The sequence below is a fragment of the Rhodovastum atsumiense genome (assembly GCF_937425535.1).
GTDB classification, from domain to species: domain Bacteria; phylum Pseudomonadota; class Alphaproteobacteria; order Acetobacterales; family Acetobacteraceae; genus Rhodovastum; species Rhodovastum atsumiense.
In genome coordinates this window covers 5,625,153-5,650,935 of the sequence record NZ_OW485601.1, presented here as the reverse complement: position 1 = coordinate 5,650,935, position 25,783 = coordinate 5,625,153, and the positions used below count along the sequence as shown (strand labels likewise).

General features: G+C 69.5%; 29 protein-coding genes. 12 read left to right on the top strand and 17 right to left on the bottom strand.

Going from position 1 to position 25,783, the window contains the following annotated elements; genetic code table 11:
- Window positions 1-10 precede the first annotated feature (10 nt).
- A complete protein-coding gene (locus NBY65_RS25490; RefSeq protein ID WP_162530569.1) occupies window positions 11-1,258 on the top strand; it encodes a patatin-like phospholipase family protein in 1,248 nt (415 codons plus the stop codon).
- 6 nt (window positions 1,259-1,264) lie between these two features.
- Here the strand turns inward: NBY65_RS25490 and NBY65_RS25485 are convergent, their stop codons facing one another.
- The 7 genes from NBY65_RS25485 to NBY65_RS25455 form a co-directional block, all read right to left on the bottom strand.
- The gene (locus NBY65_RS25485; protein WP_150041228.1) at window positions 1,265-1,900 is read right to left on the bottom strand and encodes an ABC-type transport auxiliary lipoprotein family protein; all 636 of its coding nucleotides are present in this window, start codon (window positions 1,898-1,900) and stop codon (window positions 1,265-1,267) included.
- The gene (locus NBY65_RS25480) at window positions 1,897-2,913 is read right to left on the bottom strand and encodes an MlaD family protein (protein WP_150041227.1); all 1,017 of its coding nucleotides are present in this window, start codon (window positions 2,911-2,913) and stop codon (window positions 1,897-1,899) included. Before NBY65_RS25480 ends, NBY65_RS25485 begins: the two co-directional genes overlap by 4 nt.
- A complete protein-coding gene (locus NBY65_RS25475) occupies window positions 2,910-3,659 on the bottom strand; it encodes an ABC transporter ATP-binding protein (protein ID WP_203330498.1) in 750 nt (249 codons plus the stop codon). Before NBY65_RS25475 ends, NBY65_RS25480 begins: the two co-directional genes overlap by 4 nt.
- Window positions 3,656-4,744 (bottom strand): ABC transporter permease, encoded by a 1,089-nt coding sequence (locus NBY65_RS25470; protein WP_150041226.1) that lies wholly within the window; start codon window positions 4,742-4,744, stop codon window positions 3,656-3,658. Before NBY65_RS25470 ends, NBY65_RS25475 begins: the two co-directional genes overlap by 4 nt.
- Entirely contained in the window at window positions 4,744-5,199 is a 456-nt protein-coding gene (locus NBY65_RS25465) for a hypothetical protein (protein ID WP_150041225.1), read from the bottom strand. The genes NBY65_RS25470 and NBY65_RS25465 overlap by 1 nt, the downstream gene beginning before the upstream one ends.
- Window positions 5,200-5,314: 115 nt before the next feature.
- Window positions 5,315-6,328: an extracellular solute-binding protein gene (locus NBY65_RS25460; protein WP_150041224.1), complete on the bottom strand. Its 1,014-nt coding sequence runs from the start codon at window positions 6,326-6,328 to the stop codon at window positions 5,315-5,317.
- A 90-nt stretch (window positions 6,329-6,418) separates the two neighbouring features.
- Window positions 6,419-7,579, bottom strand: a complete 1,161-nt coding sequence (locus NBY65_RS25455; protein WP_150041223.1) for an ABC transporter ATP-binding protein — start codon at window positions 7,577-7,579, stop codon at window positions 6,419-6,421.
- Between the two features lie 65 nt (window positions 7,580-7,644).
- Between NBY65_RS25455 and NBY65_RS25450 the strand changes: the two genes are divergently transcribed.
- Genes NBY65_RS25450 through NBY65_RS25440 form a run of 3 tightly spaced genes read left to right on the top strand, consistent with a single transcriptional unit; the run spans window position 7,645 to window position 9,416 of the window.
- Window positions 7,645-7,917, top strand: coding sequence for a DUF883 family protein (locus NBY65_RS25450; RefSeq protein WP_162530568.1), 273 nt, complete (start codon window positions 7,645-7,647; stop codon window positions 7,915-7,917).
- Window positions 7,918-7,920: 3 nt separating this feature from the next.
- On the top strand, window positions 7,921-8,355 hold the full coding sequence (locus NBY65_RS25445) for a phage holin family protein (protein ID WP_150041221.1): 435 nt from the start codon (window positions 7,921-7,923) through the stop codon (window positions 8,353-8,355).
- Window positions 8,356-8,411: 56 nt separating this feature from the next.
- Window positions 8,412-9,416, top strand: a complete 1,005-nt coding sequence (locus NBY65_RS25440; RefSeq protein WP_150041220.1) for an enoyl-CoA hydratase/isomerase family protein — start codon at window positions 8,412-8,414, stop codon at window positions 9,414-9,416.
- Between the two features lie 81 nt (window positions 9,417-9,497).
- Here NBY65_RS25440 and NBY65_RS25435 read toward each other — a convergent pair whose 3' ends face one another.
- Window positions 9,498-10,085, bottom strand: coding sequence for an HdeD family acid-resistance protein (locus tag NBY65_RS25435; protein ID WP_150041219.1), 588 nt, complete (start codon window positions 10,083-10,085; stop codon window positions 9,498-9,500).
- 187 nt (window positions 10,086-10,272) lie between these two features.
- Between NBY65_RS25435 and NBY65_RS25430 the strand changes: the two genes are divergently transcribed.
- Together NBY65_RS25430 and NBY65_RS25425 are read left to right on the top strand one after the other, a co-directional pair.
- On the top strand, window positions 10,273-10,572 hold the full coding sequence (locus tag NBY65_RS25430) for a hypothetical protein (RefSeq protein ID WP_150041218.1): 300 nt from the start codon (window positions 10,273-10,275) through the stop codon (window positions 10,570-10,572).
- Between the two features lie 7 nt (window positions 10,573-10,579).
- Entirely contained in the window at window positions 10,580-11,266 is a 687-nt protein-coding gene (locus NBY65_RS25425; protein ID WP_162530567.1) for an SIMPL domain-containing protein, read from the top strand.
- A 4-nt stretch (window positions 11,267-11,270) separates the two neighbouring features.
- Here the strand turns inward: NBY65_RS25425 and NBY65_RS25420 are convergent, their stop codons facing one another.
- Both NBY65_RS25420 and NBY65_RS25415 read right to left on the bottom strand, forming a co-directional pair.
- The gene (locus NBY65_RS25420; RefSeq protein WP_150041216.1) at window positions 11,271-11,765 is read right to left on the bottom strand and encodes an L-2-amino-thiazoline-4-carboxylic acid hydrolase; all 495 of its coding nucleotides are present in this window, start codon (window positions 11,763-11,765) and stop codon (window positions 11,271-11,273) included.
- The gene (locus tag NBY65_RS25415) at window positions 11,762-12,694 is read right to left on the bottom strand and encodes a DMT family transporter (protein WP_150041215.1); all 933 of its coding nucleotides are present in this window, start codon (window positions 12,692-12,694) and stop codon (window positions 11,762-11,764) included. The genes NBY65_RS25420 and NBY65_RS25415 overlap by 4 nt, the downstream gene beginning before the upstream one ends.
- 516 nt (window positions 12,695-13,210) lie before the next feature.
- On the opposite strand from NBY65_RS25415, the gene NBY65_RS25410 reads away from it, so the two are divergent.
- The gene (locus NBY65_RS25410) at window positions 13,211-13,459 is read left to right on the top strand and encodes a hypothetical protein (protein ID WP_150041214.1); all 249 of its coding nucleotides are present in this window, start codon (window positions 13,211-13,213) and stop codon (window positions 13,457-13,459) included.
- Between the two features lie 147 nt (window positions 13,460-13,606).
- On the opposite strand, the gene NBY65_RS25405 is transcribed toward NBY65_RS25410, so the two are convergent.
- Complete coding sequence (locus NBY65_RS25405; protein ID WP_150041213.1) at window positions 13,607-14,761, bottom strand: transglycosylase SLT domain-containing protein; 1,155 nt, start codon at window positions 14,759-14,761, stop codon at window positions 13,607-13,609.
- A 317-nt stretch (window positions 14,762-15,078) separates the two neighbouring features.
- On the opposite strand from NBY65_RS25405, the gene NBY65_RS25400 reads away from it, so the two are divergent.
- The 3 genes from NBY65_RS25400 (at window position 15,079) to NBY65_RS25390 (ending at window position 17,244) form a co-directional block, all read left to right on the top strand.
- Window positions 15,079-15,510 carry a hypothetical protein gene (locus NBY65_RS25400; RefSeq protein ID WP_150041212.1) on the top strand — a complete coding sequence of 144 codons (432 nt, stop codon included), beginning with the start codon at window positions 15,079-15,081 and terminating at the stop codon, window positions 15,508-15,510.
- A gap of 179 nt (window positions 15,511-15,689) precedes the next feature.
- Window positions 15,690-16,463 (top strand): ABC transporter permease, encoded by a 774-nt coding sequence (locus NBY65_RS25395; protein ID WP_239002811.1) that lies wholly within the window; start codon window positions 15,690-15,692, stop codon window positions 16,461-16,463.
- A gap of 4 nt (window positions 16,464-16,467) precedes the next feature.
- Window positions 16,468-17,244 (top strand): ABC transporter ATP-binding protein, encoded by a 777-nt coding sequence (locus tag NBY65_RS25390; protein WP_150041210.1) that lies wholly within the window; start codon window positions 16,468-16,470, stop codon window positions 17,242-17,244.
- Between the two features lie 81 nt (window positions 17,245-17,325).
- Here the strand turns inward: NBY65_RS25390 and NBY65_RS25385 are convergent, their stop codons facing one another.
- The 4 genes from NBY65_RS25385 to NBY65_RS25370 form a co-directional block, all read right to left on the bottom strand.
- On the bottom strand, window positions 17,326-18,561 hold the full coding sequence (locus NBY65_RS25385) for an outer membrane beta-barrel protein (protein ID WP_150045844.1): 1,236 nt from the start codon (window positions 18,559-18,561) through the stop codon (window positions 17,326-17,328).
- A 106-nt stretch (window positions 18,562-18,667) separates the two neighbouring features.
- Complete coding sequence (locus tag NBY65_RS25380) at window positions 18,668-20,005, bottom strand: ammonium transporter (protein WP_284347520.1); 1,338 nt, start codon at window positions 20,003-20,005, stop codon at window positions 18,668-18,670.
- A gap of 18 nt (window positions 20,006-20,023) precedes the next feature.
- Complete coding sequence (locus NBY65_RS25375; RefSeq protein WP_150044597.1) at window positions 20,024-20,362, bottom strand: P-II family nitrogen regulator; 339 nt, start codon at window positions 20,360-20,362, stop codon at window positions 20,024-20,026.
- A gap of 279 nt (window positions 20,363-20,641) precedes the next feature.
- Entirely contained in the window at window positions 20,642-21,877 is a 1,236-nt protein-coding gene (locus NBY65_RS25370; RefSeq protein ID WP_150044599.1) for an ABC transporter substrate-binding protein, read from the bottom strand.
- 180 nt (window positions 21,878-22,057) lie between these two features.
- On the opposite strand from NBY65_RS25370, the gene NBY65_RS25365 reads away from it, so the two are divergent.
- Window positions 22,058-22,237, top strand: a complete 180-nt coding sequence (locus NBY65_RS25365) for a hypothetical protein (protein ID WP_150044602.1) — start codon at window positions 22,058-22,060, stop codon at window positions 22,235-22,237.
- Between the two features lie 250 nt (window positions 22,238-22,487).
- Here NBY65_RS25365 and NBY65_RS25360 read toward each other — a convergent pair whose 3' ends face one another.
- The gene (locus NBY65_RS25360; protein ID WP_162530831.1) at window positions 22,488-23,108 is read right to left on the bottom strand and encodes a hypothetical protein; all 621 of its coding nucleotides are present in this window, start codon (window positions 23,106-23,108) and stop codon (window positions 22,488-22,490) included.
- Here NBY65_RS25360 and NBY65_RS25355 point away from each other — a divergent pair.
- Window positions 23,073-24,773 (top strand): ATP-binding protein, encoded by a 1,701-nt coding sequence (locus NBY65_RS25355; protein ID WP_162530832.1) that lies wholly within the window; start codon window positions 23,073-23,075, stop codon window positions 24,771-24,773. The genes NBY65_RS25360 and NBY65_RS25355 overlap by 36 nt on opposite strands.
- A 36-nt stretch (window positions 24,774-24,809) precedes the next feature.
- Here the strand turns inward: NBY65_RS25355 and NBY65_RS25350 are convergent, their stop codons facing one another.
- Window positions 24,810-25,253, bottom strand: coding sequence for a c-type cytochrome (locus NBY65_RS25350; protein ID WP_162530833.1), 444 nt, complete (start codon window positions 25,251-25,253; stop codon window positions 24,810-24,812).
- Window positions 25,254-25,783 lie beyond the last annotated feature (530 nt).

The following is a 25,783-nucleotide window of genomic DNA, read 5'->3' as shown; positions in this document are numbered from 1 at the left end:
GAGGCGATTCATGAACAGCAAGCGTGCCGCCGGGGGATCCGGCATTGGTGGCCCACCAACCGCCACCCACCATCACATCCCGCCTCCCGGCCGGCCGGAGATCGTGCTCGTGCTGCAGGGCGGCGGGGCGCTGGGCTCCTATCATATCGGTGCCTATGAGGCGCTTGCCGAAGCGGGACTGCATCCCGACTGGGTGTGCGCCATCTCGATCGGCGCGGTGAACGGGGCGCTGATCGCCGGTTCGCCGCCGGAGCAGCGCGTGGCCCGCATGCTGGATTTCTGGGAGGCGATCTCGCGACCGGAAGTGGTGCCGCGCTCCGGCCTGCAGGCACTGCGGATCGCCCAGAACTGGGCCAATTTCGGCGAGGCGTTGCTGTTCGGGCAGCCCAATTTCTTCCTTCCCCGCCCGTTCAATCCGTGGCTCGCACCCGATTCGGACCCGCAATCCGTCAGCTTCTACGACACCAACCCGCTGCTGTTCACGCTGGTACGCTTCGCCGATTTCGACACGATCAACACCCCCACTGTCCGGCTCAGCCTGGGGGTTACCGACATCGCGGACGGCCGGCTGACCTTCTTCGACAACCGCGACCGGCGCATCGGGCCTGAGCATGTGCTCGCCAGCGGTTCCCTGCCTCCGGCCTTTGCGGCCACTGCGGTCGAGGGCGGCTATTACTGGGACGGGGCCTGCGTGGCGAACACCCCGCTCGACGCGGTGCTCAACGACCCGGCGCCGGTCCACCGCGTGGTGTTCATGCTCGACCTGTGGTCCGGCCCTGGTCCGGTGCCGCGCAACATCGCCGAGGCGATCTGGCGGGCCAAGCAGATCCAGTACGCGAGCCGCACTCCGCGCGCCATCGATGCCGCCGCCACCAAGGTCAATCTCTGCCATGCGCTGCGGACCCTGAAGACAGCCGGTGGCCCCGCAGCCGCTTCCATTGCCGAGGAAGCGGCGCCGGCCATGGGGCGCCTCGATTTCGTCCACGTCACCTACCAGCAGGCCTCGGCCGCAATCCCCTACAGCGACGCCGAATTCTCCCGCGCCTCGATCGCCACCCACCGATCCGCGGGCTATCGCGACATCAAGGCGGCGCTGGCAGCGGCGCCGTGGCGGGACGCCCCGTTGCCGCCACATCTTGGGGCACTGGTGCACCGGGTCAGTGCCGAGCAGGTCACCACCCTGCCGCCTGCCTCGCTGAGCCTGACTGCCGGCGATCCGGCTTTCGCGCCGCCGGCCCTGCCCGTTCCGGTCGGCTGACCCGTATCAGCGAATTCGTGCCGTCCGCAGCGCCGCCTCGACCTGACCGCAGAGGCCGGCAACCGCGGCTTCCATGGCCTGGGCGCTGGCCTGCGGGGTGGCCGCGGCCAGGGGCGCATCCGCTTCCAGCCGGGTCTGCAGCAACAGGCCGGCCTCCACCGGCAACTGGCGCAGCACGGTCAGGCCCAGGGCCGCATGCGCGCGATTCTGCGCCGGCAGGGTCCAGAGCGCGGTCAGCTCTCCCTCCAGCACCAGATCGGCGCCGAGCCGGCTGCCGGAGAGGATGACCGCCTGGAACAGCCCCGCCTCGGCCAGCCACGCCCGCACCGCTTCCTGCACCGCCTGCGCCGGCGGGACCGACCATTCCTCGTAGAATTCCGTGCGGATGCTGCCGTCCGCCGCGATCGACTGCAGGCCGCGCGCCTCCAGCCCGGGACCGGCGGCGAGGTCGCGGATCAGCAGCACCGGGCCGCGCGCCGGCGGCGGCAGCGCCTGCGGGCGGCGCACGCGCAGCGGCCATTGCCGGCGCTCGGCATAGGGGCGCGTGGCCAGGCCGCAGCCGGCCAGGGCCAGCAGCAGGCCGAGCGCCGCGCGCCGGGGCGTCGCCGGTGCGATGTCGTGGGCGGGTCCTGCCTGGCTCATCGGCCGTTCTCCCGTGGCGGCGGTCCGCCCAGCAGTGCCCCGGCCGGGTAGCGTCGCAGCGTTTCGGTGGTCTCGCGCAGATTGGCGGTGGCCGCCCGCGCATCGCGCAGCACCGGCGCCAGTTCGGCCTGCAAATCGACGATCCCGGTGTTGGAGCGGCGCACCACCGCTTCCAGCGCCACCACCAGCGCCGGCAGGCGGGACGCGACCTCGGCGAAGCGATTGGCCGCACGCGCGACGGCGGCCATCGTCTCCTTGCTCTGCGGCCCGCTCAGCGTCCGCCGCAGCGCCGCCGCGGTCGCCTGCAACTCGGCCGCCAGCGCCGGGACCTGCGCCGCCTCGACCGTGCCGCGCAGCGTGTGCATCAGCTCGGTCGCCGCCACCAGCGCCTGCTGCGCCTCGCCCTCGGTGAGCTGGCGGTGGACATCGTCCAGCACCGTCTGGGTGGTGTGGCCGAGGGCGACGAGGTCGATGGAATTGATCCGCGCCAGCAGCGCCTGCGCCGCGTCCTGCACCTGCACGATGGTGCTGGGCATCGACGGGATCTCGGGATAGTGCGGCCGCCACGGCACCGTGATCTCCGGGAACAGCCGGGGATCGACGAAGTCCAGTTCGATATAGGCGAGCCCGGTGATGCCCTGGTTGGCCAGCCGGGCGCGCAGCCCGCCGCGGACCACGGCGGCGCCGTCCTGCACCCGGCCGACGCGCTGCAGGTCCAGCATGTAGCGCACATAGACCAGGGCGTCGGTGGGCCGGTTCACGTCCACCGGCTGGTTATCGAGATAGACCGCGCTCACCAGCCCGATCTCGGTCACCTCGCCGAGCGAAACACCGCGGAACTTCACCGGCGCGCCGATATTCAGCCCCTGCACGCTTTCGTTGAAATAGGTCTCGTAGATCTGGCCGTTGCGGATGCGGTTGCCGCCCAGGAACAGCGCCAGCCCGACCGCGACCGCGATCCCGGTCGCCAGCAGCAGGCCCACGCGCAGGAAAGTACCGCGTGTCCCGCTCATGCCGCCTCGCGGCGGAAGAAGGCACGCACCATCGGCACCTCGCTTTCCTCGCGCAGGCGCCGCGGGTCGCCGGTGGCGATCACCCCTTGCGCGGCGCGGTCGAGCATCAGGCAGCGATCGGCAATGGCCAGGATCGAGGCCAATTCATGCGTCACCACCACGAAGGTCAGGCCGAGGTCACGCCGCAAATCCAGGATCAGCCGGTCGAGCCCGGCCGAAGTGACCGGATCGAGCCCGGCCGAAGGTTCGTCGAGGAACAGCAGCGGCGGATCGAGCGCCAGCGCCCGCGCGATCGCCGCGCGCTTGGCCATGCCGCCGGAGATCTCGGCGGGCAGCCGGCCGGCGGCATCGGCCAGCCCGACCAGCCCGAGTTTCAACCGCGCAACGTCGCGGCGCGCGGCCGGGGGCAGCCCGGTATGGATCTCCAACGGCAGCATCACATTCTCCAGCAGCGTCATGCTGCCGAACAGGGCCCCCGACTGGAACATCACGCCGACCCGCCGGAGCAGCGCGGCGCGCGTTTCGGATGAAACGGAATAGAGATTTTCGCCGAAAAGTTCCACCTGCCCTTCGGCCGGCGGCAGCAGCCCGATCGCCTGGCGCAGCAGCGTCGACTTGCCGCACCCCGATCCGCCGAGGATGACGAACACTTCGCCCGGCTGCACCGCGAAGCTCACGTCGCGGTAGATCGTGCGGGAGCCGAAGCGTTGGGCCAGCCGGCTGCCCAGCAGGACCGGGGCCGTCACAGCCCGAGCCGGTAGAACAGCACGGCGAACACCCCATCGAGGACGATCGTGGCGACGATGCCGCCCACCACGGCGGCCGTGGCCGCCTGCCCGACCGCGCGCGGCCCTACCCCCGCCGCCAGCCCGGCCCGGCACCCGATCGCCGCCACCACCGCCCCGAACACCACCGCCTTGGCCAACCCGCCATAGAAATCCTGCGGCCGCACCCATTGCGCCACCTGGTTGCCCACGGCAACGAGGGGAATGCCGGAGGCGACCAGCACCAGGGTCATGCCCACCAGCCCGGCGAGTTCCAGCAGCACGGTCAGCACCGGCATCACCAGCATCGCCGCCGACAGCCGCGGCAGCACCAGCATGGTCATGGGATCGACCCCCATGGTGGTCAACGCATCGATCTCCTCGTTGACCTTCATGGTGCCGATCTCGGCGGCGAAGGCCGAGCCGGACCGGCCGGCCAGCACCACCGCCGCCAGCAGCGGCCCCAGCTCGCGCAGCAGACTGATCGCCACCAGATTGGCGACGAAAATGTCGGCGCCGAAGCGACGCATCGGGATCAGCGACTGGAACGCCAGGATCAGCCCCATCAGCACGCCGAGCAGCAGGATCAGCGGCACCGCGCGCACCCCTGCCTGATCGGCCGTGCGCAGCAGGTCGATCCGGCGGAACTGGCGCAGCCGGCGCGGCAGGGCCAGCAGGGCCAGCACCGCTTCCCCCAGATAGGCGAAACCATCGGCCATGGCGTCCAGGCCATGGCGCAGCGTTACGTACCAGGGGGTTGGCGGCGCCGTTGGCACGGGGGGCGGCTCCTGCAGGGCGTTGCGCGCCCGCCCCAGCATCGCGGCGACCTGCGCGCTGGCGCTCTCCAGCCGGCCGCCGCGGCGTTCGATCGCCACCAGCAAGGCCGCGCCGGCACTGTCGCAGCCCGCCAGCGCCGCCAGATCGACGACCGTGCCCTCACCTGCCCGCCGGGTCGCCTCGGTCCACAGGCGGCCGGCCCCATCGATGTCGAGATGGCCGCGCAGGGTCAGCACGGTGGTGGTGCCCTGCGTCACGGCCTCAAAATTCACCACGGCCTGCGGAGGCATCAGTCGCTCCGGTGCAGCAGCGCACCCAGCAACGGATAGGCGGAGGCCGCGAACAACACGGCACCAAGCCCCTGCAGCCTCAGGTCATCGCTGCCACCGAGCGCGCGGGCGAACCCCAGCAACAGGCCCAGCGCCAGGCCCGGCCCCACCAGCGGCAGCCAGATGCGGCGTACCCTTGACACGATCGTCGCGCCAGAAATGGTGGCCATGCGCGACATTGCCGGCGTCACGCGCCTTGCCGACCACGCCAGCGGGATCACCACGAAGGGCAGCAACCCCGCCGCCTGCCCGGGAAAACCGGGAAGCGGCAGCAAAGGCGGCAACAGGGCCAGGGCTAAAAGCGCCGCTCCCACCGGCACGGGCAGGCGCGCGATCAGGACAGCGAACGGCACGGCAGGAAGCGCACACAGCAACGTGGCCGCCACAGCGAGGCCGATGCCGTTCAGCCAGATCATCGCCCCGGATCCGTTGGGGCTTTGCCCCAAACCCCACCAGGAGGCTTCGCCTCCTGGACCTCCACCAAGGGCCATAAGGCCCTTGGATCCCATTCCTTTTTTCGTGGGATCAACGTCACCGACTGACCCAGGTATCGAAGCGCTTGCCCAGACGCTCGCCATTCTCGCGCCAGAACGCCTCGTCGACGAATAACGCCGCCCCTGAATTCACGGTCGGCGAGACAGCACTCTGCTCGGGGGACAGGCCCTCCTGCGCGCCCTTGGCCACCGCGCCCAGCGCCGCCACGGCCGGCAACCGCGCCTGTACTTTCGGGTCACCGGCGAAGTCGAGGAAACGCCGGGCGGCCTCATGGTTCGGACTGCCCTTGACGATCGCCCAGGACTCGATCTCCACCAGCTCACCCGCCCATTGCAGGCCGAAACTGTGCGCCCCGCCCCGATTGGCCAGGGCGATCGCCTGTGACGGCGCGCTGGTCATCAACACTTCGCCCGCAGTCAGCAGACGCGCCCCGTCACGGCCCGCCGCATCCCACCAGACGATATAGGGCGCCAACTGGTCGAGCCGGCGGAAGGCACGGTCGCTTCCTTCCTCGGTGCGCAGCAGGCGATAGACGTCATTGGGCGCCACGCCATCGCCGAGCAACGCGATCTCCAGCGTGCCTCGCGGCGAACGGCGCAGGCCACGCTTGCCGGGCACCTTGGCGATGTCCCAGAAATCCTGCCAGGTCGGCGTGCCGGGGAATTTCTCGCGGTCCCATGACAGCACGGTGGCCCGGGCGAAGGCACCCTGGCCGCATTCGGTCGCCGCCTGCGGCAGGATCCGGTCGCGCCCGCCGATCGCGCCCCAGTCGAGCTTTTCCACCAGCCCGGCCTGGCAGGCCGCCGCCAGCGTGGCTGCGCCGAGCTGTACCACATCCCACCGCGCCGCCGCGTCGCGCAACGTCTCCAGACCAGGCTGGCGCGTGGCGGTCACCACCGGGGTGCCGGTGGCGAGGAAGGGAAGGATATAGGTCTGGCGCAGCCCCTGCACCGGGCCACCAGCAACCAGGGCGACGGTCAGGTCACGGGCCTCTGCGTGCACCGGCGCGGCAAAGGCGATCAGGATGGCCGCAATAAGGGCGCGCGTCATGCTGTTACTCCGTCGGGCCGCGCCGGAGACCGGCGGCGCGCGCGGCGGACCGTATCGCCGGCCGTGTGGCACCGCAACGGTCACGATCGATCATTCGATCACGGGATCCTCGCGCGCCAGCACGCGCGCGTACTCGGCCTGCCAGGCCACGGCGACCTGCTGGCCGGCGGTCAGCCCGGCCAGCGGCACCACCGCCGGGCGGGTCACGATCAGCTCCGCCGGGCGCGGCCCCTCGGCCCCCAGGCGCAGCGACAGCCGCACTTGATCACCCCGCCAAGCGATGCCGGCCACCAGCGCCGGCAAGGCGCCCTCCCCCATGTCCGCCGGCGTCACCGCCGCCACCGCCACGCGCTCCGGGCGGATGAACACCTGGCAATCGCGTCCCGGCACCGCGGCCGGCGTCGCCGCCGCCTCCACCGTCAGGCCGCAGCCGAGCCGCACGATGGCGATGTCGTCCTCCACCGCCTCCACCCGGCCCGGCAGCAGGTTGGCGGCGCCCAGCAGGCGGGCGACCCGCAACGAGTCGGGCTGATCGTAGACCTCCTGGACCGGACCGGCCTGCAGCAACGCGCCGGCCTCCAGCACGGCGACGCGCCCGCCCAGGTGCAACGCATCGCCGGGGTCGCGCGTCGCCAGCACCACCGCCATGCCCTGCAGCAGCGGGGCAAGGTCGGCCAGCACCGCCGCCCGGGCCGACGGATCGAGCCCCGCGCAGGGATCGTCGAGCAGCACCAGCCCCGGCTGCGTCACCAGCGCGCGCGCCAGCACTGTGCGCGCGCGCTGCTCGGCCGACAGGTCACAGGGCCGGCGGTCGGCGAGGCCAACCAGGCGCAGCGCATCCATCAGCCGCCCGACCCGGTCGGCATGGCCCACGCTCGGCCCGGAGCGCAGTTCCAGCGGCAGGGCGATGTTGCCGGCGACGCCCAGATGCGGCAGCAGGACCTCGTCATGGCCCACCAGGGCGAGTTCACGCGCCGCCGGTGGGATGTCGGCCGCTTCCCGCCCGCCCAGCAGCACCGAACCCGTGTCCGGCCGTGTGAAGCCCGACAGCAGCATCAGAGCCGCGGTTTTCCCCGCCCCCGCCGGCCCCAGCAGGGCCAGCCTCTCGCCGGTGGCGATCTCCAGGCCGAGGCGCCGCAGCACCGGCTGGCGACGTCCGGCCAGGCTGACCTCGCGCAGCGCCGCGACCTGGCGCGTGGCCGGGGGCGGCCGCGAGGGCATACGCAGGGCGGTAACGGGATGAGATGCCACGGCAACCCCTCGTCCGGCATTCGCGTTGCAGCGACCGACTTTCCGAAAACAGGGAGCATCCCGCAATGGCTTCTCCAACCGATACGCTCAGTGACACCGCCACCGATGCACGTGAGCAGATCCGCCAGCTGCGCAGCCAGGTCGACCAGCTGATGCGCGAGCGCGTAAATCCGGCGATCAGCGACGCGGCCGGACGCGCCCAGGACATCGCCCGCCAGGCCCAGGACGTCGTGACCGACCAGGCCGAGGCGGTGTCGGGACGGGTGCGCGAGATGCCGCTGACCTCGGTGCTGATCGCGGCAGGCGTGGGATTCATCCTTGGCCGCCTGACACGCTGATCGATGCGGACGGTCAGCCTCGCCAGGGTCGCCGCTCAGGCGGAGATCCTGCGCCTGCGCCGGCAGGGGCGGCGCACTGCCATCCGCGCTGCCCTCGGGGCCGTCGCCGGGATCTTCCTGATCGCGGCCCTCGCCGCCCTGCACGTCGCTGCCGTGCTGGCCCTGGTCCCGCGCTTCGAGCCGATCACCGCGGTGCTGATCGTGGCCGGCGGCGACGTTGTGATCATGGTCGTGCTCGGGCTGCTGGCCCTGCGTGACCGTCCCGACCGCATCGAGCGGGAGGCGGAAGAGGTCAAGCACACCGCTCTCGTGCAATTGCAGGAGACGGTGGCCATGGCGGCGCTGGTCGGGCCGGCGCTGCGCATGGTGGGGGGACGCAAGCTGTACGGCATCACCCTCGCGGCGCTGACCGCCCGGTATCTGGGCGCACGGCGATAGCGGCGCTATAGCACCCCTCGCGACACTCAGGTGATCACGAGGGGGGCTCCGCGCGCATGTCCGATGCCAGCGTCATCGTCAACCGGGATGGCCGCATCGGCCATATCCTGCTGAACCGCCCGAAGGCGCTGAACGCGCTGGACCTGCCGATGCTGCGGGCGATGCAGGCGGCGCTGGACGAATGGCGTGACGATCCCGCCGTGCATGCGGTCGTCATCGAAGGTGCGGGGGGGCGGGCCTTCTGCGCGGGCGGCGACATCCGTGCCGTGCGCAGTCTGATGGCCGAGGGCAGGACCGACGAGGTCGAGGCGTTCTTCCGCGAGGAATACGCGCTCAACGCTACCATCGACGAATATCCCAAGCCCTATGTGGCGCTGATCGACGGCATCTGCATGGGCGGCGGCATCGGCGTCTCGGTGCACGGGCAGATGCGCGTGACCACCGAGGCCGGGTTGTTCGCCATGCCCGAGACGGCGATCGCCATGTTCCCCGATGTCGGCGCCACCTTCATGCTGCCGCGCCTGCCCGGCGAGCTCGGCACCTATCTTGGCCTGACCGGGGCGCGCATGACCGGGGCCGAGGCGGTGCATGCCGGCATCGCCACGCATTTCGTGCCGCGGGCGGCCCTGCCGGCGCTGCGCACGGAGCTTGCCCGCGATGGCGTCGCCGCCGTGGCCGCGCATGCGCAGACGCTGCCGCCTTTCTCACTGGCGCCGCACCGCGCCGCCATCGACCGCTGCTTCGGGGCGACCAGCGTGCCGGAGATCATCGAGCGGCTGCAGCACGAGCACACCGACTGGGCGCAGGAAACGCTGGCGACGCTACGCACGGTGTCGCCGTCGTCGGTGTTCTGGTCCTTCGCCGCGATGCGGCGGGGGGGCGGCCTGTCGCTGCGGGCGGCCCTGGCCGCCGAGCTGAAGCTGACGCGCCATGTGACCCGCCATCCCGATTTCGCCGAGGGCGTGCGTGCGATGGTGATCGACAAGGATCGTCAGCCCAGGTGGTCGCCAGCCCGCATGGAGGATGTGGACCCGGCGGCGATCGCGGCGATGCTGGCATAGCGCCCCGCCGCGCAGCGAGAATGGGGTCCAAGGGCCTTGTGGCCCTTGGTCGGTCCAGGGGCGAAGCCCTGGCCTTTTTTGTCAGGCTTGCCGGTGCCGTGCCCGCAGTCGCAGGCCGAGCGCGATCATGGAGATGCCGAACAGCAAGGCGTAGGCGCCAAGCCAGATGGTCAGGGCCAGGGCGCCGGTGATCGGGCAGAACAGCAGCAGCCCGCCCCAGATGACCGAGACCACTCCGCCCAGGCCCATCAGCCAGTTGCCATGCCCGGAATCCAGCCGCAGGGCCGAGACCAGCATCAGCACGCCGGTGACGATGGCCCAGGCCGCGAGGGCCCAGATCCACACCACCAGGGTCAGCACGGGCAGGAAGATCGCGACCAGGCCGAGGCCGAGGTCAGCGATGCCTTCCAGCAGCAGCAGGCCCCAGCGTTCCTGCCGGTTGATCGCGCGGATGGCGGCGACGATGCCGAACACGCCGTCGGCCAGCAGGTAGATGCCGAGGATCAGCACCAGTGATCCCGCCACCACGCCGGGTGCGGCGAAGGCCAGCAGCGCGAACAGGATGGCCACGATGCCGCGGAGGACCAGCGCCCACCAGTTGCGGGCCAGGCCGGCGCGATGGCCGATCCAGGGGGCGCCTCCGAAGCGAGGCTCGGCCAGGTCGCTCATGCACATCCTCCTGTGAGGTGCCGTTACGGGAATTATACCTCCCCGAAGTGGTTTCGCCCTCCAACGGCTTCGCGGGATGCGCATCACGCCTGCGACAACCGCAACCGGATCGGTCGGATCCTCCGTCAGCCGCACGACCCGGGGGCGAACCGGCTTCCCCTGGTCGGCGTTGCTCCGGCGGAGGGACATGATGCACGCAGTCTTGTTGATGGCCTTGCTGGCCGTGGCGCCGGCCGCGCGCGCCCAGACGCCGCAGCCCGGGGCGTCCCCCGCCAGCCCCGCGCCCGCCGCCACGGTTCCGGAGAGCACGCCCGCCCCGGTGCCGTCGGTGCCGCCACCGACGCCGCAAGGTGGGGCCACGGCCCCGGTGCCTGAGCGGATCGCCCCTGGCCCGGGCGACACGCCGTTCAGCGGAGCCCCCACCCCGGCCCTTCCGCCCGCCGACAGCAAGGGGCAGGATGGCGTGGTGCCGAAACTTTCACGCTGAGGGGTGCATGCGGTTTTCTCTCGTGCCGATGCTGCTGGTGGCGCTGGCGGGGCCTGCGGCGGCGGCCGAAACACTGCTGCATCTGTCGGAGACGGCGCGCGTCCTGGCCCGCCCCGATGAGATCACCGCCGTCCTGCGCGCCGAGGCGACCGCCCAGACGCCTGCCGCCGCCCAGGCCCGCGTGAACGCGGCCATGGCCGCGGCGATCGAGCAGGCCAGGGCGGTTGCCGGGATCGCGGTGGCGACGGGCGGCTATGCGGTCTGGGACCAGACCCCGCGCGAGCCCACCGCCTCCACCTCGCCGCAATGGCATGCTGCCCAGACGCTGGAGCTGCGTGGCCGCGATGGCGAGGCCCTGCTCCGGCTGGTCGGCACGTTGCAGGCGAAGGGGCTGGCGACGGAACGGCTCGGCTGGCAGCTCGCGCCCGAGACGGCCCGGCGCGCCCGCCAGGAGGCGACCCGGCAGGCGCTGGCGGGCCTGCGCGGCCGCGCCGGGGAAGCCGCCGAGCTGCTGGGACTGCGCTTCGACAGTTTCCGCTCGGTGCGGCTCGATGCGGCGCCGCCGGTCGCGATGCCGATGCTGCGGGCGACCATGAAAGCGACCCTCGATGCGACCTCGCCGCCAAGCGCCGAGGCGGAGGACGTTCCGGTGGAGGCTGCCGTCGAGGCGGAGGCCGTGCTGGTGCCGAAATAGCGCCTCAGTCGGCGGGGCTGTCCTTCGGGGCTTCCGCCTCGTAGCGATAGCGGAAGTCGCAATGCGGGGCGCCGCTCATCAATGTCTGGGTGCGCTCCATTTTCAGCTTCGGGTCGTAGCCCTCGCAGAACGCGCCGTCGCGGTTGCAGGACAGGATCGCTCCCAGCTCCGCCAGCCCCATCTCGCGATACATCTCGGCATAGCGGCAGCGCGTCACGTTGAAATGGAACTCGGTCGGGGTGGATTTCAGCACCTCCGTCCGCAGCGCGTCCTCGGCGGTCCACAGGTGCTGGATGGCGCGGAAGCTGTCCAGGCTCGGCCCGCCCCGCGCCCCGGCGGCCATCCGTGCGGCCGTCGCCTGCGCCATCTTGACGATCGCCGCGGAAAGAACGCGCCGGGCGGCATCCTCGCCGAATTCGGCCTTGAGCTCCTCGAAGATGCCTTGCGCGAACTCCGCCTCGATGCGCCGGCGCGTCAGGATGGGCATGTTTTCGGTCATGTCGGTCGTCCCTTGCTGTTGATCAGCCGCAGCCCGACCGCGATCGCGATCAGGCCGGCCAGCAATGCCAGGCTCGCATGCTCGCCCAGCAGCGTCGCGCCCGCCAGGATCCCGAACAGCGGCGTGAGGAAGGTGAACCCGGCCAGGCGTCCGGCCGGATAGACCTGCACCAGGCGGAACCAGGCGAGGTAGCTCGCGAAGGCCACCACCGCGGTCTGATAGAACAACCCCGTCCAGGCCAAGGGCGTCGTCGCCTGCCAGTCGAGCCGCTCGCCGGCCAGCAGGGAGGCCGCCGCCATCAACGGCACCGAGCCGGCGAGCTGGAGGAACAGCACGCGCTCCGGGGCCGCGCGCATCAGGGACGGACTTGCTTTCACCACCACGGTGGTCGCCCCCCAGGCGGCCCCGGCAGCGAGGCAGAGCAGGTCGCCGACGAGGTTGCCTCCGCCCGCCGTCAGCCCGTCGGCGAAGGCCGCCACCACCCCGGTGAAGGCGATTGCCAGTCCGGTCGCCTGCCGCCGGTCCAGGCGTTCGGCGGGCAGGAACACATGCACGCCGAGGGCCGTGAAGAATGGCGCGGTGTAGAGGAACAGCACGCCGTGCGAGGCGGTGGTGAGCTTCAGCCCGGGCAGCAGGGCGATGAATTCCAGGGCGAACAGCGCCGCGATCACCAGGCCTGGGCCGATGGCGGAATCGATACTCCACAATCTTCGGGCGGCCCCGGCACCGCCGCGGGCGCGCACGAACATCCAGACCAGGGCGGCGGCGACGACATGACGAATGCCGCCCTGCAGCAACGGCGGCAGCCCGCCGGTGATCGCCACCTTCACCGCCACCTGCTGCAGCCCCCACAGCGCGCAGAGCAGGGTGATGACACCCACCGCGAACGCATCGAGCCGGTCATGACGAGGCGGCGGGCTTCTGTCCATGCGCCGATGCTGCGGAGCGCGCCCCGGCCCGGCAATGCCGCTGCGTGCAGGGCCGCTGCGCGTGCGGGGCCAATCGGCGCCGCGCTGGAACGGTGGCGTCTCGGGTTGTTACTTCGGGGGCACGAAATGGTGCTGCAGCGCGAAAATGCGTTTGTGCTGCGGCGCAGCCTTTGACTGGCTGCACGCGGCATATCTGTAAACATCAAATAATGCTAATCCATTTCATTAGAAATTTCACAAATATTCTACATATATATTGCGGAATTTTGCCAGTACACGAGACGTGAGCATCGAGAATTCGATTTGCATTGATCGTCGTTTAGCCCAGGAGCATCCTGTTCCAATCAACATCGGCTCGTATCGGCACATCTCGAGGCTAGGCAGGTGGCGGCTTTGGGTCGTTGAGTGTGCAACGACGCCTGCCCGTCTCCCCGTCCCCAGGTGGCGATGTCCCCGTGAACGCCGGTGGCACACGAAGGGGAGAGATCGTGCCGGAAAGGGCCCGGAGGTGCTTCCATGTTCAGGGTTCTCGGCGAACAGGAAAACTACCTGCTGGTTTCCAACGGCGATTCCTATGCCGTGGTGGAGCGGCGCGCAGGTCGGTACTACGCGTTGCGCAACCGCAACCGCGAGGGCCTGCCGCTCGACGACAGGGGCGTGGCGCAGCTCATCCGGCGATCGGGCACGGCGGACGAAGTCGAGGCGCGTGATCTTCTGGCTTCGGTCGCCACCCAATGGCGGGATTTGTGCGAGCACGTCAGGTAATCGCGGACGTGTCTCCGCCCAGCCACGCGGTCGCCCTCCAGGGGCGACAATGCCGGGGCAGCGGGTGACGCCTCACCCGCTGCCCCGTCCGTTCAACAGGCAATGAGGCATGGCCGGCGCCGGGCAAGCCCTGGCGCCGGCCAGTCGTCAGGATTGGGCGTCCGGCGAGAGCACGATGCAGGCGCCACGGCGGCCGATCCGCTCGCAGGCCTGCACGGCGGCATCCCGCGACAGCCCGGTCAACCGTGCCCGGTAAAGCGTCGTGCTGGATTGCCGGACTGTTCCCACCGCCGGCCGGGCATTGGCCAGCAGGTCACGGGCCTGGCCGCGGGCCTGGTCGGCCGCTGCCCGGGCCTGGCCTTCGTTGCCGAAGGCGCCGACCTGGATCGCCCAGCTGCCGGAGGCGTTGGCGACGACCCGCTGCGCCGGCAGCGTGTCGGCGTGGGCCTGGCTGATCAGGCGCAGGCCGTTGTTGCCACCACGGGCCGGCGCGGGCGCCGCCGAGGCGACCTGCACCGCGACGGGGGCCGGCGTCTGGCGCGGCGGGGCCGGCAGCGACGTCGCCGCCACCACCCGTGTCGGGGCCTGCCGGGTCACGCGGTTCTCGGCCAGGGCGACGGGAGCGGAAGCGCTGCGGTTGCGCGGATAGCGGGGACCGGGGGGGATGTTGATGGGCAACTGGTTCATCGCCAGCTGGCCGGCGGCGGAGGGCCGGTTCGGCTCGAAGCCGGCCAGGTACGGCCCGATCTTGGCGACGTAGCGCCGGGTCTCGTCGGGCAGCGGGCGGTTGCGCGTCAGGTAATCATCGAGCCGGCCCGGCCCGGCATTGTAGGCCGCCAGGAAGCCGGGAGAGCCATAGATGTCGTACATCTCGCGCAGATAAGCGGTGCCGGCGACGATGTTGTCGTGCGGCTCGTAGGGGTCTTCACCAAGGTCGTAGCGGTTGCGCAGCTCGTCGTAGGTGGCGGGCATGACCTGCATCAGCCCCATCGCTCCCACCGGCGAGGTGTCCATGACCTTGCCGCTCGACTCGACGCGCATGACCTCACGGATCCAGCGCTCGGGAATGTCAAATCGCGCCGACGCTTCCGTGATGTACGGTCCCCAGGGATCGGAGCGGGGACCGGGCGGGGTGTAGCTGCGGCGGGCGCGTGCCTGGTACTGCGCCGCTTCCTGCGTGGCGCTCATTTGCTGTCCGGCCTGGTGATTGCCGGCGCAGGCCGACAGCAGGGCCAGGGTGGCGCAGCAGGCCAGGGCGCGCAGCAGCGGCAAGCCGGAATGGGGGGTCGATCGGGATGACATGGCTGTCGCAGGCCTCCGTCGTGAGCGCGGCCGGGTGGCGCCGGGCCGGTGCGCACGACCGCCTTGGCGGCCGCTCGCAGATTCCCCGTCTCAAGACCAACCGGTTGGAGGCCGTCCTTGAGTCGGTCGTTCAAAAGTCTCGGCTAACCCCCTAATCCAATGGCCGCTTCAATGCAAGACATCTCGGCGGCAGAGCATTGCCCGATTTCGGTGTAGTAATGGTTGTACGTCGGTCGCGGCGATTGTGCTAGTGGTTGCGGCACCGCGCGGCTGCGAGATGCCCCGCCTACTCGAACTGCGCCCAGGAGAAGACCGACGTGCCGCGTTCCTTCATTCCGGCGGTGCTCGCGCTGGCCGCCCTGCCCGGGCTGACGGCCTGCGTCCCGAGCAGCACCCCCGCCGTTGCCCCGGCCGGCCGTGACAGCGTCGCCACCCGTGGCCCGCAGGCCAGGTATGGCGTGATCGTCTCGGTGCGCCCGCTGCTCGCGGAGCCGCCCGCCCAGGCGGCGGCACCCGGGGCCGCTCGCGAGGATGTGCGCACCCATATCCTGGGCGTGGTCGGCAGCGCCGCGGGCGGCGGCGTGCTCTCCCCCGGCACGCGGCGCGGCGCCGAGGCGCGGGAATTCATCATCCGGCTCGACAACGGCGGCACGCTTTCGCTCGTGCAACCGAACGAGGAGCGATTCCGTCCGGGCGAGCGTGTGCAGATCCTCTCCGGCGAGCACACCCGGATGGCGCGCGCCACCTGAATTTCGTCCACGTCATTCCCGCACAGCCCCGAACCGGGGATTTCAGGCAAGTCGGGTTGCAGGCGAAGGTGGGATCGGCTATCGCGCGGCGGCCCATGAACACCCTCGTGCAAGACGCCGAGAGATCCACGCCCCCGATTGCGTCGTCTCCGGACCCCTCGTTCGCCACCCGGCGATGGATGGTCGTGCGTGACCTGGCCGAGGCGGCCGGGCTATGGCGGCTGTGCTGGACCCTCGCCTGGTTCGACATCAGGCTGCGCTATCGCGGGTCGGTGCTCGGGCCGTTCTGGCTGACCCTCTCCACCGGTGCGATGGTTGGCGCGATGGGCATCGTCTACGCGACGCTGTTCAAGATGAACCTGCGCGAGTACCTGCCCTTCCTGGCGCTGTCGCTGGTGCTGTGGGGGTACCTGAACACGCTGGTGGGCGACGGCTGTGTCGCCTTCATCTCTTCCGACAGCACGATCCGGTCGGTACGGATGCCGTACTCGCTCTACGCGGCACGGGTGGTGATCCGCAACATCCTGGTGCTGGGGCACAACGTGGCGGTCATCATCGTGGTCTATGCGGCGCTGGATACCTGGCCCGGGGCAACGGCGGTGCTGGCGCTGCCGGGGATCGTGCTCTGGCTGATCGATTCGCTGGCGATCTGCCTGCTGCTGGGGGCGGTCTGCGCCCGCTTCCGCGATATCCCGCCGATCGTGAACAGCGTCATGCAGATGGCCTTCTTCATCAGTGCGGTGATCTGGAAGCCCGAGCAGCTCGGCCCGAGCGAATGGATCCTCACCTTCAACCCGTTCTATACGGTGCTGGAAGTCGTGCGCGGGCCGCTGCTCGGCACTGTTCCCAGCCTGACGGTCTGGGTTTCCGCCCTCGCCTTCTCGGCCCTGGCCTGCCTGGCGAGCTGGCTGGCATTCGTACGGGTGCGCGAGCGCATCGCATTCTGGGTGTAGCACCATGGCCGGCCTCGATTGCAGCCACGTCACCATCTATTTCCCGCTCTACCATGGCAGCGCCCGCAGCCTGAAACGGGCGGTGTTCTCCACCGTCTCCGGGCGGGTGGCCGCCGACACCCGCAACCGCGTGGTGGTGCAGGCGCTGCGGGACATCGATTTCTCACTCAGCAGCGGCGACCGCCTGGGCCTGATCGGCGGCAACGGCGCGGGCAAGACCACGCTGCTGCGCACCCTGGCCGGCATCTACGAGCCGCAGTTCGGCCAGGTGCGCGTGCAGGGCTCGCTGAATGCGCTGCTTGACCCAAATCTCGGCATGAATCCCGACCTGACCGGCCGGGAGAACATCGCCCTGCGCGGGCTCTACAATGGGCTCTCGAAGCCGGCGATCCGCCGCCTGGAAGAAGACGTCGCCAATTTCGCCGAGCTCGCGGAGTTCCTCGACCTGCCGGTGCGTGTCTACAGCTCGGGCATGGTGGTGCGGCTCGGCTTCGCGCTGGCGACGGCGATTCGCCCGCAGGTGCTGCTGATGGACGAATGGTTCCTCGCCGGCGATGCGAACTTCATGGAGAAGGCCCGGGCGCGGCTTGAGGACATGGTGCGCGGCGCCGAGATCCTGGTGCTCTCCACTCACGTCACCAGTGTCGTGCTGGACTGGTGCACCCGGGTGATCTGGCTGGAGGAAGGCCGCGTGCGGGCGGATGGACCGGCCGAGACGGTGCTGTCCGCCTATCTCGGCCATCCCGTCGCCAGGGAAGTCCCCGTCCCCGCCGAACCCTGAAAAGGCCGCGCAGCGAGACCGGGGTGCAGGGGCCGTGTGGCCCCTGCCGGGTCCAGGGCAGCGCCCTGGACTTTCCTTGGATCAGAACGTCAGAACCACATCGGTGGCGATGGTGAACTGGCCGTTGTCCTTGCCGTTGTTGTACGGCTTCGGACCGGCCAGGCCGGCGTCGTAACGCACTTCCGGGCGCACCAGCAGGCCGCTGATCGGCTTGGGCAGATCGGGCTTCCAGGTGGCGCCGAAGGTCAGCGCGCCGTAGGTCGCGTGCGGACCACCGACCGAGGTGCTCGGGCGGCCACGTTCGAAGTTGATGAAATCGAGATTGCCTGGGAAGTAGCCGACGTAGAAGCCCTTGCCATCACGGAAGATTTCGCCGCGGGCGTTCAGCGTGACGGTGTCGGTGATCGCGTAGGACACGTACTGGGCGACACCGAAGGCCTCGGCCCCGATCAGGTCGTCCTTGGTGTAGTTGATCTCGGTCGTGAACGACAGCTTGTCATTGTGCTTGTACGTCACGTAGGCGTCGTTGTAGTACCGATTATAATGGTTGGCGTTCGGCACGCCCACCGACTGCGTCGGCGTATAGGAGGCATTCTCCGGGCCGATATGCGACAGCACCACGGCGGTCAGCTTGCCGTCGAGCAGGTTGAGGCCGAAGCCCACGATGCCGCTCATGGAGCTGTTGTTGTCGCCCCCGGTCGGGAAGGTGGTGTTCACGCCGGTGGTGAGGCCGCCATAGATGTCGAGGAAGTCGGTGACGTGGATATTCGCCAGCCCGCCGGTGTGCTTGAACGGCAGGGCGTAGCTGAAGATGTAGGAGTGCGAATAGAACGCGTTGGTCGAGGGATCGATCGTCTCGAAGCCGATCGGCGTGCTGAACAGGCCGAGCTTCAGGTCGATGCCGCCGGCCGTCAGTACCGGCATGTGCGCCGTGACATTCGCCTCGACCAGGTCGAGCTGGTTGCGGTCGGTGATGGCCTGGTTCAGCACGCCGATGTAATGCGTGTAGCGGGCGTCGGAACCATAGAGGCCCTGCACCTTGAAGCCGACATCCCAGCCGCTGGCATCCTTGGGAATTTCACGGGAGACCGTGAGCAACGCCTGATTCAGCATCAGCTGGTTCGGATGGTCGGTCAGCGCCTGGCCGAAATTGGTCTTGGGCCCGGCCGGATTGAAGGTGATGCCGCTCTGGATCTGGGCACCGAACTTGATGCTGTCCTGCCAGCTGGTCGGGGCGTCCTCGGCGCGGGCCGGCGCGCCAGCCGCCAGTGCTGCGGCCACCAGTGCGGTGGAAGCGGCTAAACGGAAACGAGTCATGGTATGGTCCTTGCGGTGTCGCCTGGATCCGGCCGAAGCGGGATCGTGACGATATCGATACGTATTCGGCGGATGGCGCCAGGGCAATGCCCCGGCGCCGTATCGGTCAGCCGAGGCGCTCGCCGTGCAGCACGACGTCGAGACCCTCGCGCTCTTCTTCCTGGCTCACCCGCAGGCCGACCACCGCGCCGACCACCAGCAGAATGACCAGGGTGGCGACGGCGGTGTAGGTGACGGTCGCCGCCACCGCGATCGCCTGGATCTTCACCTGCGCCAGGCTGCCGATGTAGACGCCGTCCGGATGCCCGGCATCGGCCGAAAGCGGGCCATAGGCGAACCAGCCGGTCAGCAGCGCGCCGACGATGCCGCCGACGCCGTGCACGCCGAAGGCGTCCAGGCTGTCGTCATAGCCGAGCGTGTGCTTCAGCCAGGTCGCCGACCAGAAGCAGATCACGCCGGCGATCACGCCGATCACCAGCGCCGCCCCCGGCAGCACGAAGCCCGAGGCCGGGGTGATCGCCACCAGCCCCGCCACCGCGCCGGAGATCACGCCCAGCACCGACGGCTTGCCCTTGGTGATCCACTCGGCGAACATCCAGCCCAGCGCCGCCGCGGCGGTCGCGATCTGGGTCACCGCCATCGCCATGCCGGCGCGGCCCGAGGCCGCCACCGCCGAGCCGGCGTTGAAGCCGAACCAGCCCACCCACAGCAGCGAAGCCCCGATCACCGCCAGCGCCAGGTTGAACGGCGCCATGTTGTCGGTGCCGTAGCCGATGCGCTTGCCCAGCACCAGCGCGCAGACCAGGCCGGCGACACCGGCGTTGATGTGCACCACCGTGCCGCCGGCGAAGTCGGCCGCGCCCAGCCCGGCCAGCCAGCCGGTCGGCGCCCACACCCAGTGCGCGATCGGCGCGTACACCAGCAGCGACCACAGCACCATGAACACGCACAATGCCGAGAACTTGAGCCGGTCGGCAAAGGCGCCGGCGATCAGCGCCGGGGTGATGATCGCGAAGGTCATCTGGAACATCATGAACACGGTCTCGGGGACCGTGGTCGCCACCGCCGCGTCCGTGCCCGCGCCCAGGGTGAACGGCTTGTCCCACGCCTCGCCGATGCCGCTCAGCATGAAGCGCGAGAAATCACCGAAAAAGGCGTTGCCGTTGGTGAAGGCGATGGAGAAGCCAGCCACCATCCACGCCACCGTCACCAGGCAGGTGATGGCGAAGGACTGCATCATGGTGGCGAGCACGTTCTTCTTGCGCACCATGCCGGCATAGAACAACGCCAGGCCGGGGATGGTCATCAGCAGCACCAGCGCCGTGCTGGTCAGCATCCACGCGGTGTCGCCGGAATCGATCTTCGGCGTCTCCTCGGCCCAGGCCGGGGCGGCAGCCAGAAGCAGCGGAAGCGCCATGATGGCGCGCCGCATCAGCGTTTTCATGCGAATGTCGTCCTTGTCTTACAGTGCGTCGACGTCGGTCTCGCCGGTGCGGATGCGCACGGCCCGCTCGACATCGAGCACGAAGATCTTGCCGTCCCCGATCTTGTCGGTCCGGGCGGCCTTGGTGATGGCCTCGACCACCAGCTCGGCGCGGTCGTCCGGTACCACCAGCTCGATCTTCACCTTCGGAATGAAATTCACGTGGTATTCGGCGCCACGATAAATTTCGGTCTGCCCTTTCTGACGACCGAAGCCCTTCACCTCGGAGACGGTGAGGCCCTGCACGCCCAGCGGCGTCAGCGCCTCGCGCACGTCGTCGAGCTTGAAGGGCTTGATGATGGCCATGATCAGCTTCATGTCGCGCCCTGTTGCTATGTGTCGGCCGCCGCACAGCGTGTGACGCTGGACGTGCACGGGCACGTCCGGGCGGCGACACGATGACCGCACGATGGCGGCCGAACCATTTCAAAATTCATGCCATAGTCACGGGCTGCGGATTTGGCCGGTTCAGGGCTGCCCCGCCTCCCGTGACTGCCTTGTCATTAAGCAGAAAGAATTGCCGTGCAACCACTTTATGCAGGTTCGAAACGGTCCAGGATCAATTCGGCGGAGCCACACCTGGGCCGCCGCTCTCCGCTAAATCGGGAAATGCCGCTCAAAACTTTCAACCAGCCGAACCATCCAGCTCGGGTGCGGCTGCGGCAGCGCCGGGCCGAGCTCGGCCGGCGACAGCATGGACCGGCCAGGCGGCAGCGCCGCGAAGCGGGCCCGGTCGGCGGGGGCGAGTCGGTCGGGCGCCAGCACGGACGGGATGCCCAGCAGGCTGGGATCGGCGGCCCGGGCCTGCGCTTCCGGCGAAAGCAGGAAATTGGCCAGCACCAGCGCCGGGGCCTTGTTGGCGGCGTCGGAGGGAATGGCGTTGCAACTGCAATGGCCGATGCTGCCGCCATCCAGGGCGAAGCTGCGGACCGTGTCGGGCAGGAGACCGGAGGCGATGGCGGCGGATGCCTCGCCGGGGTTGAACGAGACCATGATGTCGATCTCGGTCTCGCGCAGCAGGGCCCGCTGGGCGGAACCGGTTTCGGGAAAAGCGGTGCCGCGGCGCCACAGCATGGGCTGCAAGGCGGCATACCAGCGCCAGAACGGCGCCGTCATCGCCTCGAAATCAGCGACCGTGTGCCGCAGCGCCGCGGGGTCGGGGGCGAACTCGCACAGCGCCTGGCCGAGGAAGGCCGCACCGAGGACATGGCGCGGATGCGGATGGGCCAGCCGGCCGGGATGCGCCGCCGCCCAGGCGCCTATCGCCGCCATGCTGCGCGGCGGATCGGGCACGCGCGCGGCATCGCAGACGAACACCAGCCGCGCCATGTGCCAGGGAATCCCGGGGCCATCCATCGGCCCCGGCCCGCCGGCGGGAGCGAGGCGGATGGCATTGGGCAGCCCCCCGGGCACCAGCCCGCACAGCAGATTCCGCTGCCCCGGTGACAGCAGGCCGGGGTCGTTCAGCCAGATCAGGTCGATCCCGCTGCCCGACGCGCGCGCGCCAACCTTGCCGGCACCGAGACGGGCGAGCGCCTCGGTGGGATCGCGCAGGCGGACGTGACGCACCGCGATGTCGTGGGAGACGCGCAGGCGCTCGGCGCTCCAGGCGATGAAGGCGTTGATGCGGTCGTCGCCCGCCCAGGCATTCCAGAACACCGGCCTGCCGCGCGCGGCCCGTTCGATCGCCGCCCAGTCCGACATCGAGGTCGCGCCAGGCGCGAAGGAAGCGAGGCCGGTGGTGGCGGTGGCCAGCACGGCGCGCCGGGACAGGGCGGTGGGGGCATCGCGGGATCTGCGATGGCAGGCCTGCCCCCTGTCGATCGATTCCATGCCGTTTGCTGCCTTCCGCCAGAGGATGAACGCGCCACGGGAACCCGCCGGTCCTGTTCAGATCGGACTGAAGACGCAAATTCCTATATCGGCGGCGCCGGCATTCCGGGGCTTTCCGGCAGGCGGGATCACGCTGCCGGCCCTTGCGGTGCCGTTGCCGGTGCGGGATAGACTCATCCCATGTCCATGGACGCATTCGAGCAGTTGCGGGCGCTGACGCTGCTGACGATCGCCTTGCTGCTGGCGCCCGCCGCCATCCCGCCGCTGCGGCGTTATCGCAGCCGCCTGCAGGTGGCGATGCTGCTGCTGTATTTCGGCGGTGCCGCGGTGATCCTGGCGCTCTGGCTGCTGCGTCGCTGAACCGGTCCCCGGGCGGCCCCGGCGACGAACGCCCCCCTGAACCGACTGCCAACACGAGCATATTTCGCCCAAATCTTGAGACCGACGCGAATAAGAGTCAATTTACCACTATAGCTTCCAATGATTCACGAGCAACACGCGAGTGAATAACGTCAGAAATTTGGCAATTGCCGCGATGGCCGTCGTTCTTTTCGTGGTCGCTTCGGCAAGCTGGCTCGTGGTGACTTCGCTTCAGGAATCGCGGCAACGTTCAACGGCTCTTGCCGACGGTTTGGCTTTGCTGGTTGAACACGAGCTCAACAGATATGTTCATGTCTACGATGCCGCCTTGGGCGCCGTCGCCCTGCGGGCACGCATGGCGGCCCAGGCGAACGGCACGACCGCAGATCCCGGGCCTGGCGCATTCGTCCTCACCGATGCCCATGGCGATGTCCTGGCCGCCTCGGCCGGCTTTCCCGCCAGCATCCAAAGCCTGGCGGACCAGCCCAGCTTCCGTTTCCACGCCGGCTCGCCCGGGCCCGGGCCGCACCTGACATTCGATTCCGGCCCCCTTGCCGCCGGCATGCCCGCGCTCGTCGTCAGCCGGCGCGTCAACGGGCCAGGTGGACAATTCGCCGGCATGGTGGCCGGCGTGCTTCGGCTGGATCTTCTCGGACAGCTCCTCGACGACCTGCCGTTGGGCAAAAACGGCCTGGCGCTCATCGCCCTCGGGGGCGGGCAACTGCTGGCATGCAGCCGCCATCCGGCCTGCCGCGGCGGCGGCGATATCGGCGGCTCCGGGTTGGCGCATGCATTCAGGCGACAGGCCACCGGGGCCGTGGACGCCGGGGCCGGCGTGGACGACCTGTCCCGCCTGTTCGTCTTTCGCCATGTCACCGACCTGCCGCTCGTCATCGCCGTGGGCCAGTCGTTCGGCGAGATCTACGCCCAGTGGCGCGCGCATGCGCCGGGCAGGCTCGCGGTGGTCACCGTGCTGTTCGCCTCGGCCGGCACGCTGGCCGTCGGACTGGCGCGTGAACTCGCGCGCAGGACAGAGGCGGAGCGGAAGGCGGTCGCCATCGGCGAGGAGCTGCGCATCGTCACCGACAGCAGCGCCGACACGATCCAGAAGATCGACTGGGACGGGTGCCCCGTGTTCGTCTCGAAGGCGGCGGAGCGCATGTTTGGGCTGCCGTTGCAGGAGCTGTGCCGGCAGGACCTGCTGCGCTTCGTGCATCCGGACGACGCCGCCAGCGTGCGCGACGCGCTGGCGCGGCTGCGCCGCGGGGCGGAGGCGTGCCAGTTCACCTACCGCGCCATGCCGCCGGGTCGCAAGGAAGGCTGGTTCGAGGCGCATGGCAGCCGGCTGCATGACGGGAGCGGCGCGATCGTCGTGATCCGCGACGTGACGGCACGGCGCGAGCTCGAGGAGCATCTGCGACGGGCCCACCGGCTGGAAGCCGTCGCCGAACTGACCGCGGGCATCGCCCACGAGTTCAACAACCAGATCCAGGTGCAGATGGGCTCGCTCGAGCTGATCGGCGCCCTGGCGCCCGAGGGGGAACTCGGCGAGCTCGCCGCCGTGCTCATGCGATCGGTCGCGCACAGCGCCCGGTTGACCCATCGCCTGCTGGCGTTCACGCGCCAGCAGGTGCTCTCGCCGCGCAGCATCGATCTCGCCGCGTTCTTCGAGGATGCCGCCCCTGGCCTGCGCGCCGCGGCGGCGCCGGATTGCCGGTTGTGCCTCGAGGTTCCGCGCGCCGTCCTGGCAATCGTGGATCCCATCCAGCTTGGGGCGGCGCTGCTCAACCTGGTGCAGAATGCCCGGGAGGCACGGCCGCGCGACGGCCTGATCCGGATCATCGCCGCGCGTGCCGGGCCGCTCGCCGGGAGGCCGCCGGTCGTGGTGATCACGGTGGAGGACAGCGGCATCGGCATGTCGCCCGAGGTGCTGCAGCGGGCCTGCGAGCCGTTCTTCAGCACCAAGGGACAACTGGGCACGGGACTTGGCCTGGCCATGGTCCAGGGATTCGCCCGGCAGTCGGGCGGGGAGCTGTCCCTGCGCAGCGACCCGGGCCGGGGCACGCGGATCGAGCTGCGCCTGCCAGGGGCCGCCGGGGCCGGCCCCGCGGAGCCGCCGCCGGCGGAACGGATTCCGGACGGGGACGGAAGGCGGGTCCTGCTGGTCGACGATTCCGGAGACGTGCTTGCGACCGTTGGCGCAATGCTCCGGCACGCGGGCTACACGCCGGAGCGGGCCGGGTCCGGGGCGGCGGCCATGACGCTGCTTGGCGACGGCCAGCCGGTCGCGGCGCTGATCACCGACTATGCCATGCCGGACATGAACGGCGCGGACCTGATCCTGCGCGCGAGGTCCCTGCGGCCCGACCTGCCGACTGTGATCATCACGGCCTACCTCGCCGAAGCCATGATGGAAGAGGTCAGCCGCGACACGCGGATCCTGGTGAAGCCGTTCCGCCGGGACCAGTTGATTTCCGTGCTCGCGGCGGCGCTCCGCTCAGGGCTCGACCGATCGGAGAAGGGGACGAGGCCCTGAGGCAGGCCCGCCGCCGCAGCGGCGGGCCTGGGCAGATCAGCGCTGCCGGAAGGGCCGGTGGCACCCGCCGCAGGTTTCCCCGGTCGCCTTCAGGGCGGCGGCGAAGGCGGCGCTGTCACCGCTCGCCGCGGCCTTCTCGAGCCCTTCCGCAGCCGCGACCAGGGCGGCGCTGGCCTTCTCGAAGCCGGCCACGTCCGACCAGACGGCCGGCTTCGCCTTGCTGTTGGCCTCGGTTCCGACCGGGAACAGGCCGGGCAACACGCGGCCCCACGCAACGATGCCTTCAGCACTCTGCTTGAAGGACTTCACATCAGAGGATGTTTCCACCGCACGCTTCATCTCGTTCATGCTGCCGCCGAGCAGCTTGAAACCGGCCTGCCGCGTGGCAACCACCGCGGCGGGGGACAGCGGCACGGTCTGGGCGACGGCCGTACCGCCGAGCAGGCCGGCAAGGCCGATGGCCAGAAACGCTGTTCTCAATTCTTTTCTCCATCCTCTGATCAGGCGCGAACCGCCAGGGCCTGGCGTCCACGGCTGCCGAGCACATGGCCGTAATGAAATCGCCCTGCAAGGCCTGACCGTCGCGATCCTGCCGGGCGCGGCACGGCCTGGCGACATCCATCCGCCCTCCGCCTTCGAAGAGACACGTGGAATGGATATAAGCCCAGACATGTTTCAAATATCACCAAATCATATTCCGATATCGGTTTAAGTACGTATTTGCGATTTTTATGATCACTCACAGTTGCTGCTTGGTAATCTTGCTCAGTCAAATGGCCCGAGCAGAATCGACCCGACCGACCGGATGAAGCGATATCCAGGGGTCCAGTGCATCAGAGGAGTGTCTCTTGGCACCTAGCGGTATCATGACCATTAGCCATCCAATGGTCAAACAAATGCATACATGTGCATTTATTACTCAATTAAATATATATCGCTTACGTATAGTTTTTACGGTGCCACGATGATCATCGATGCACGCACACTTCCTTTAAACGCGATCATCGAAT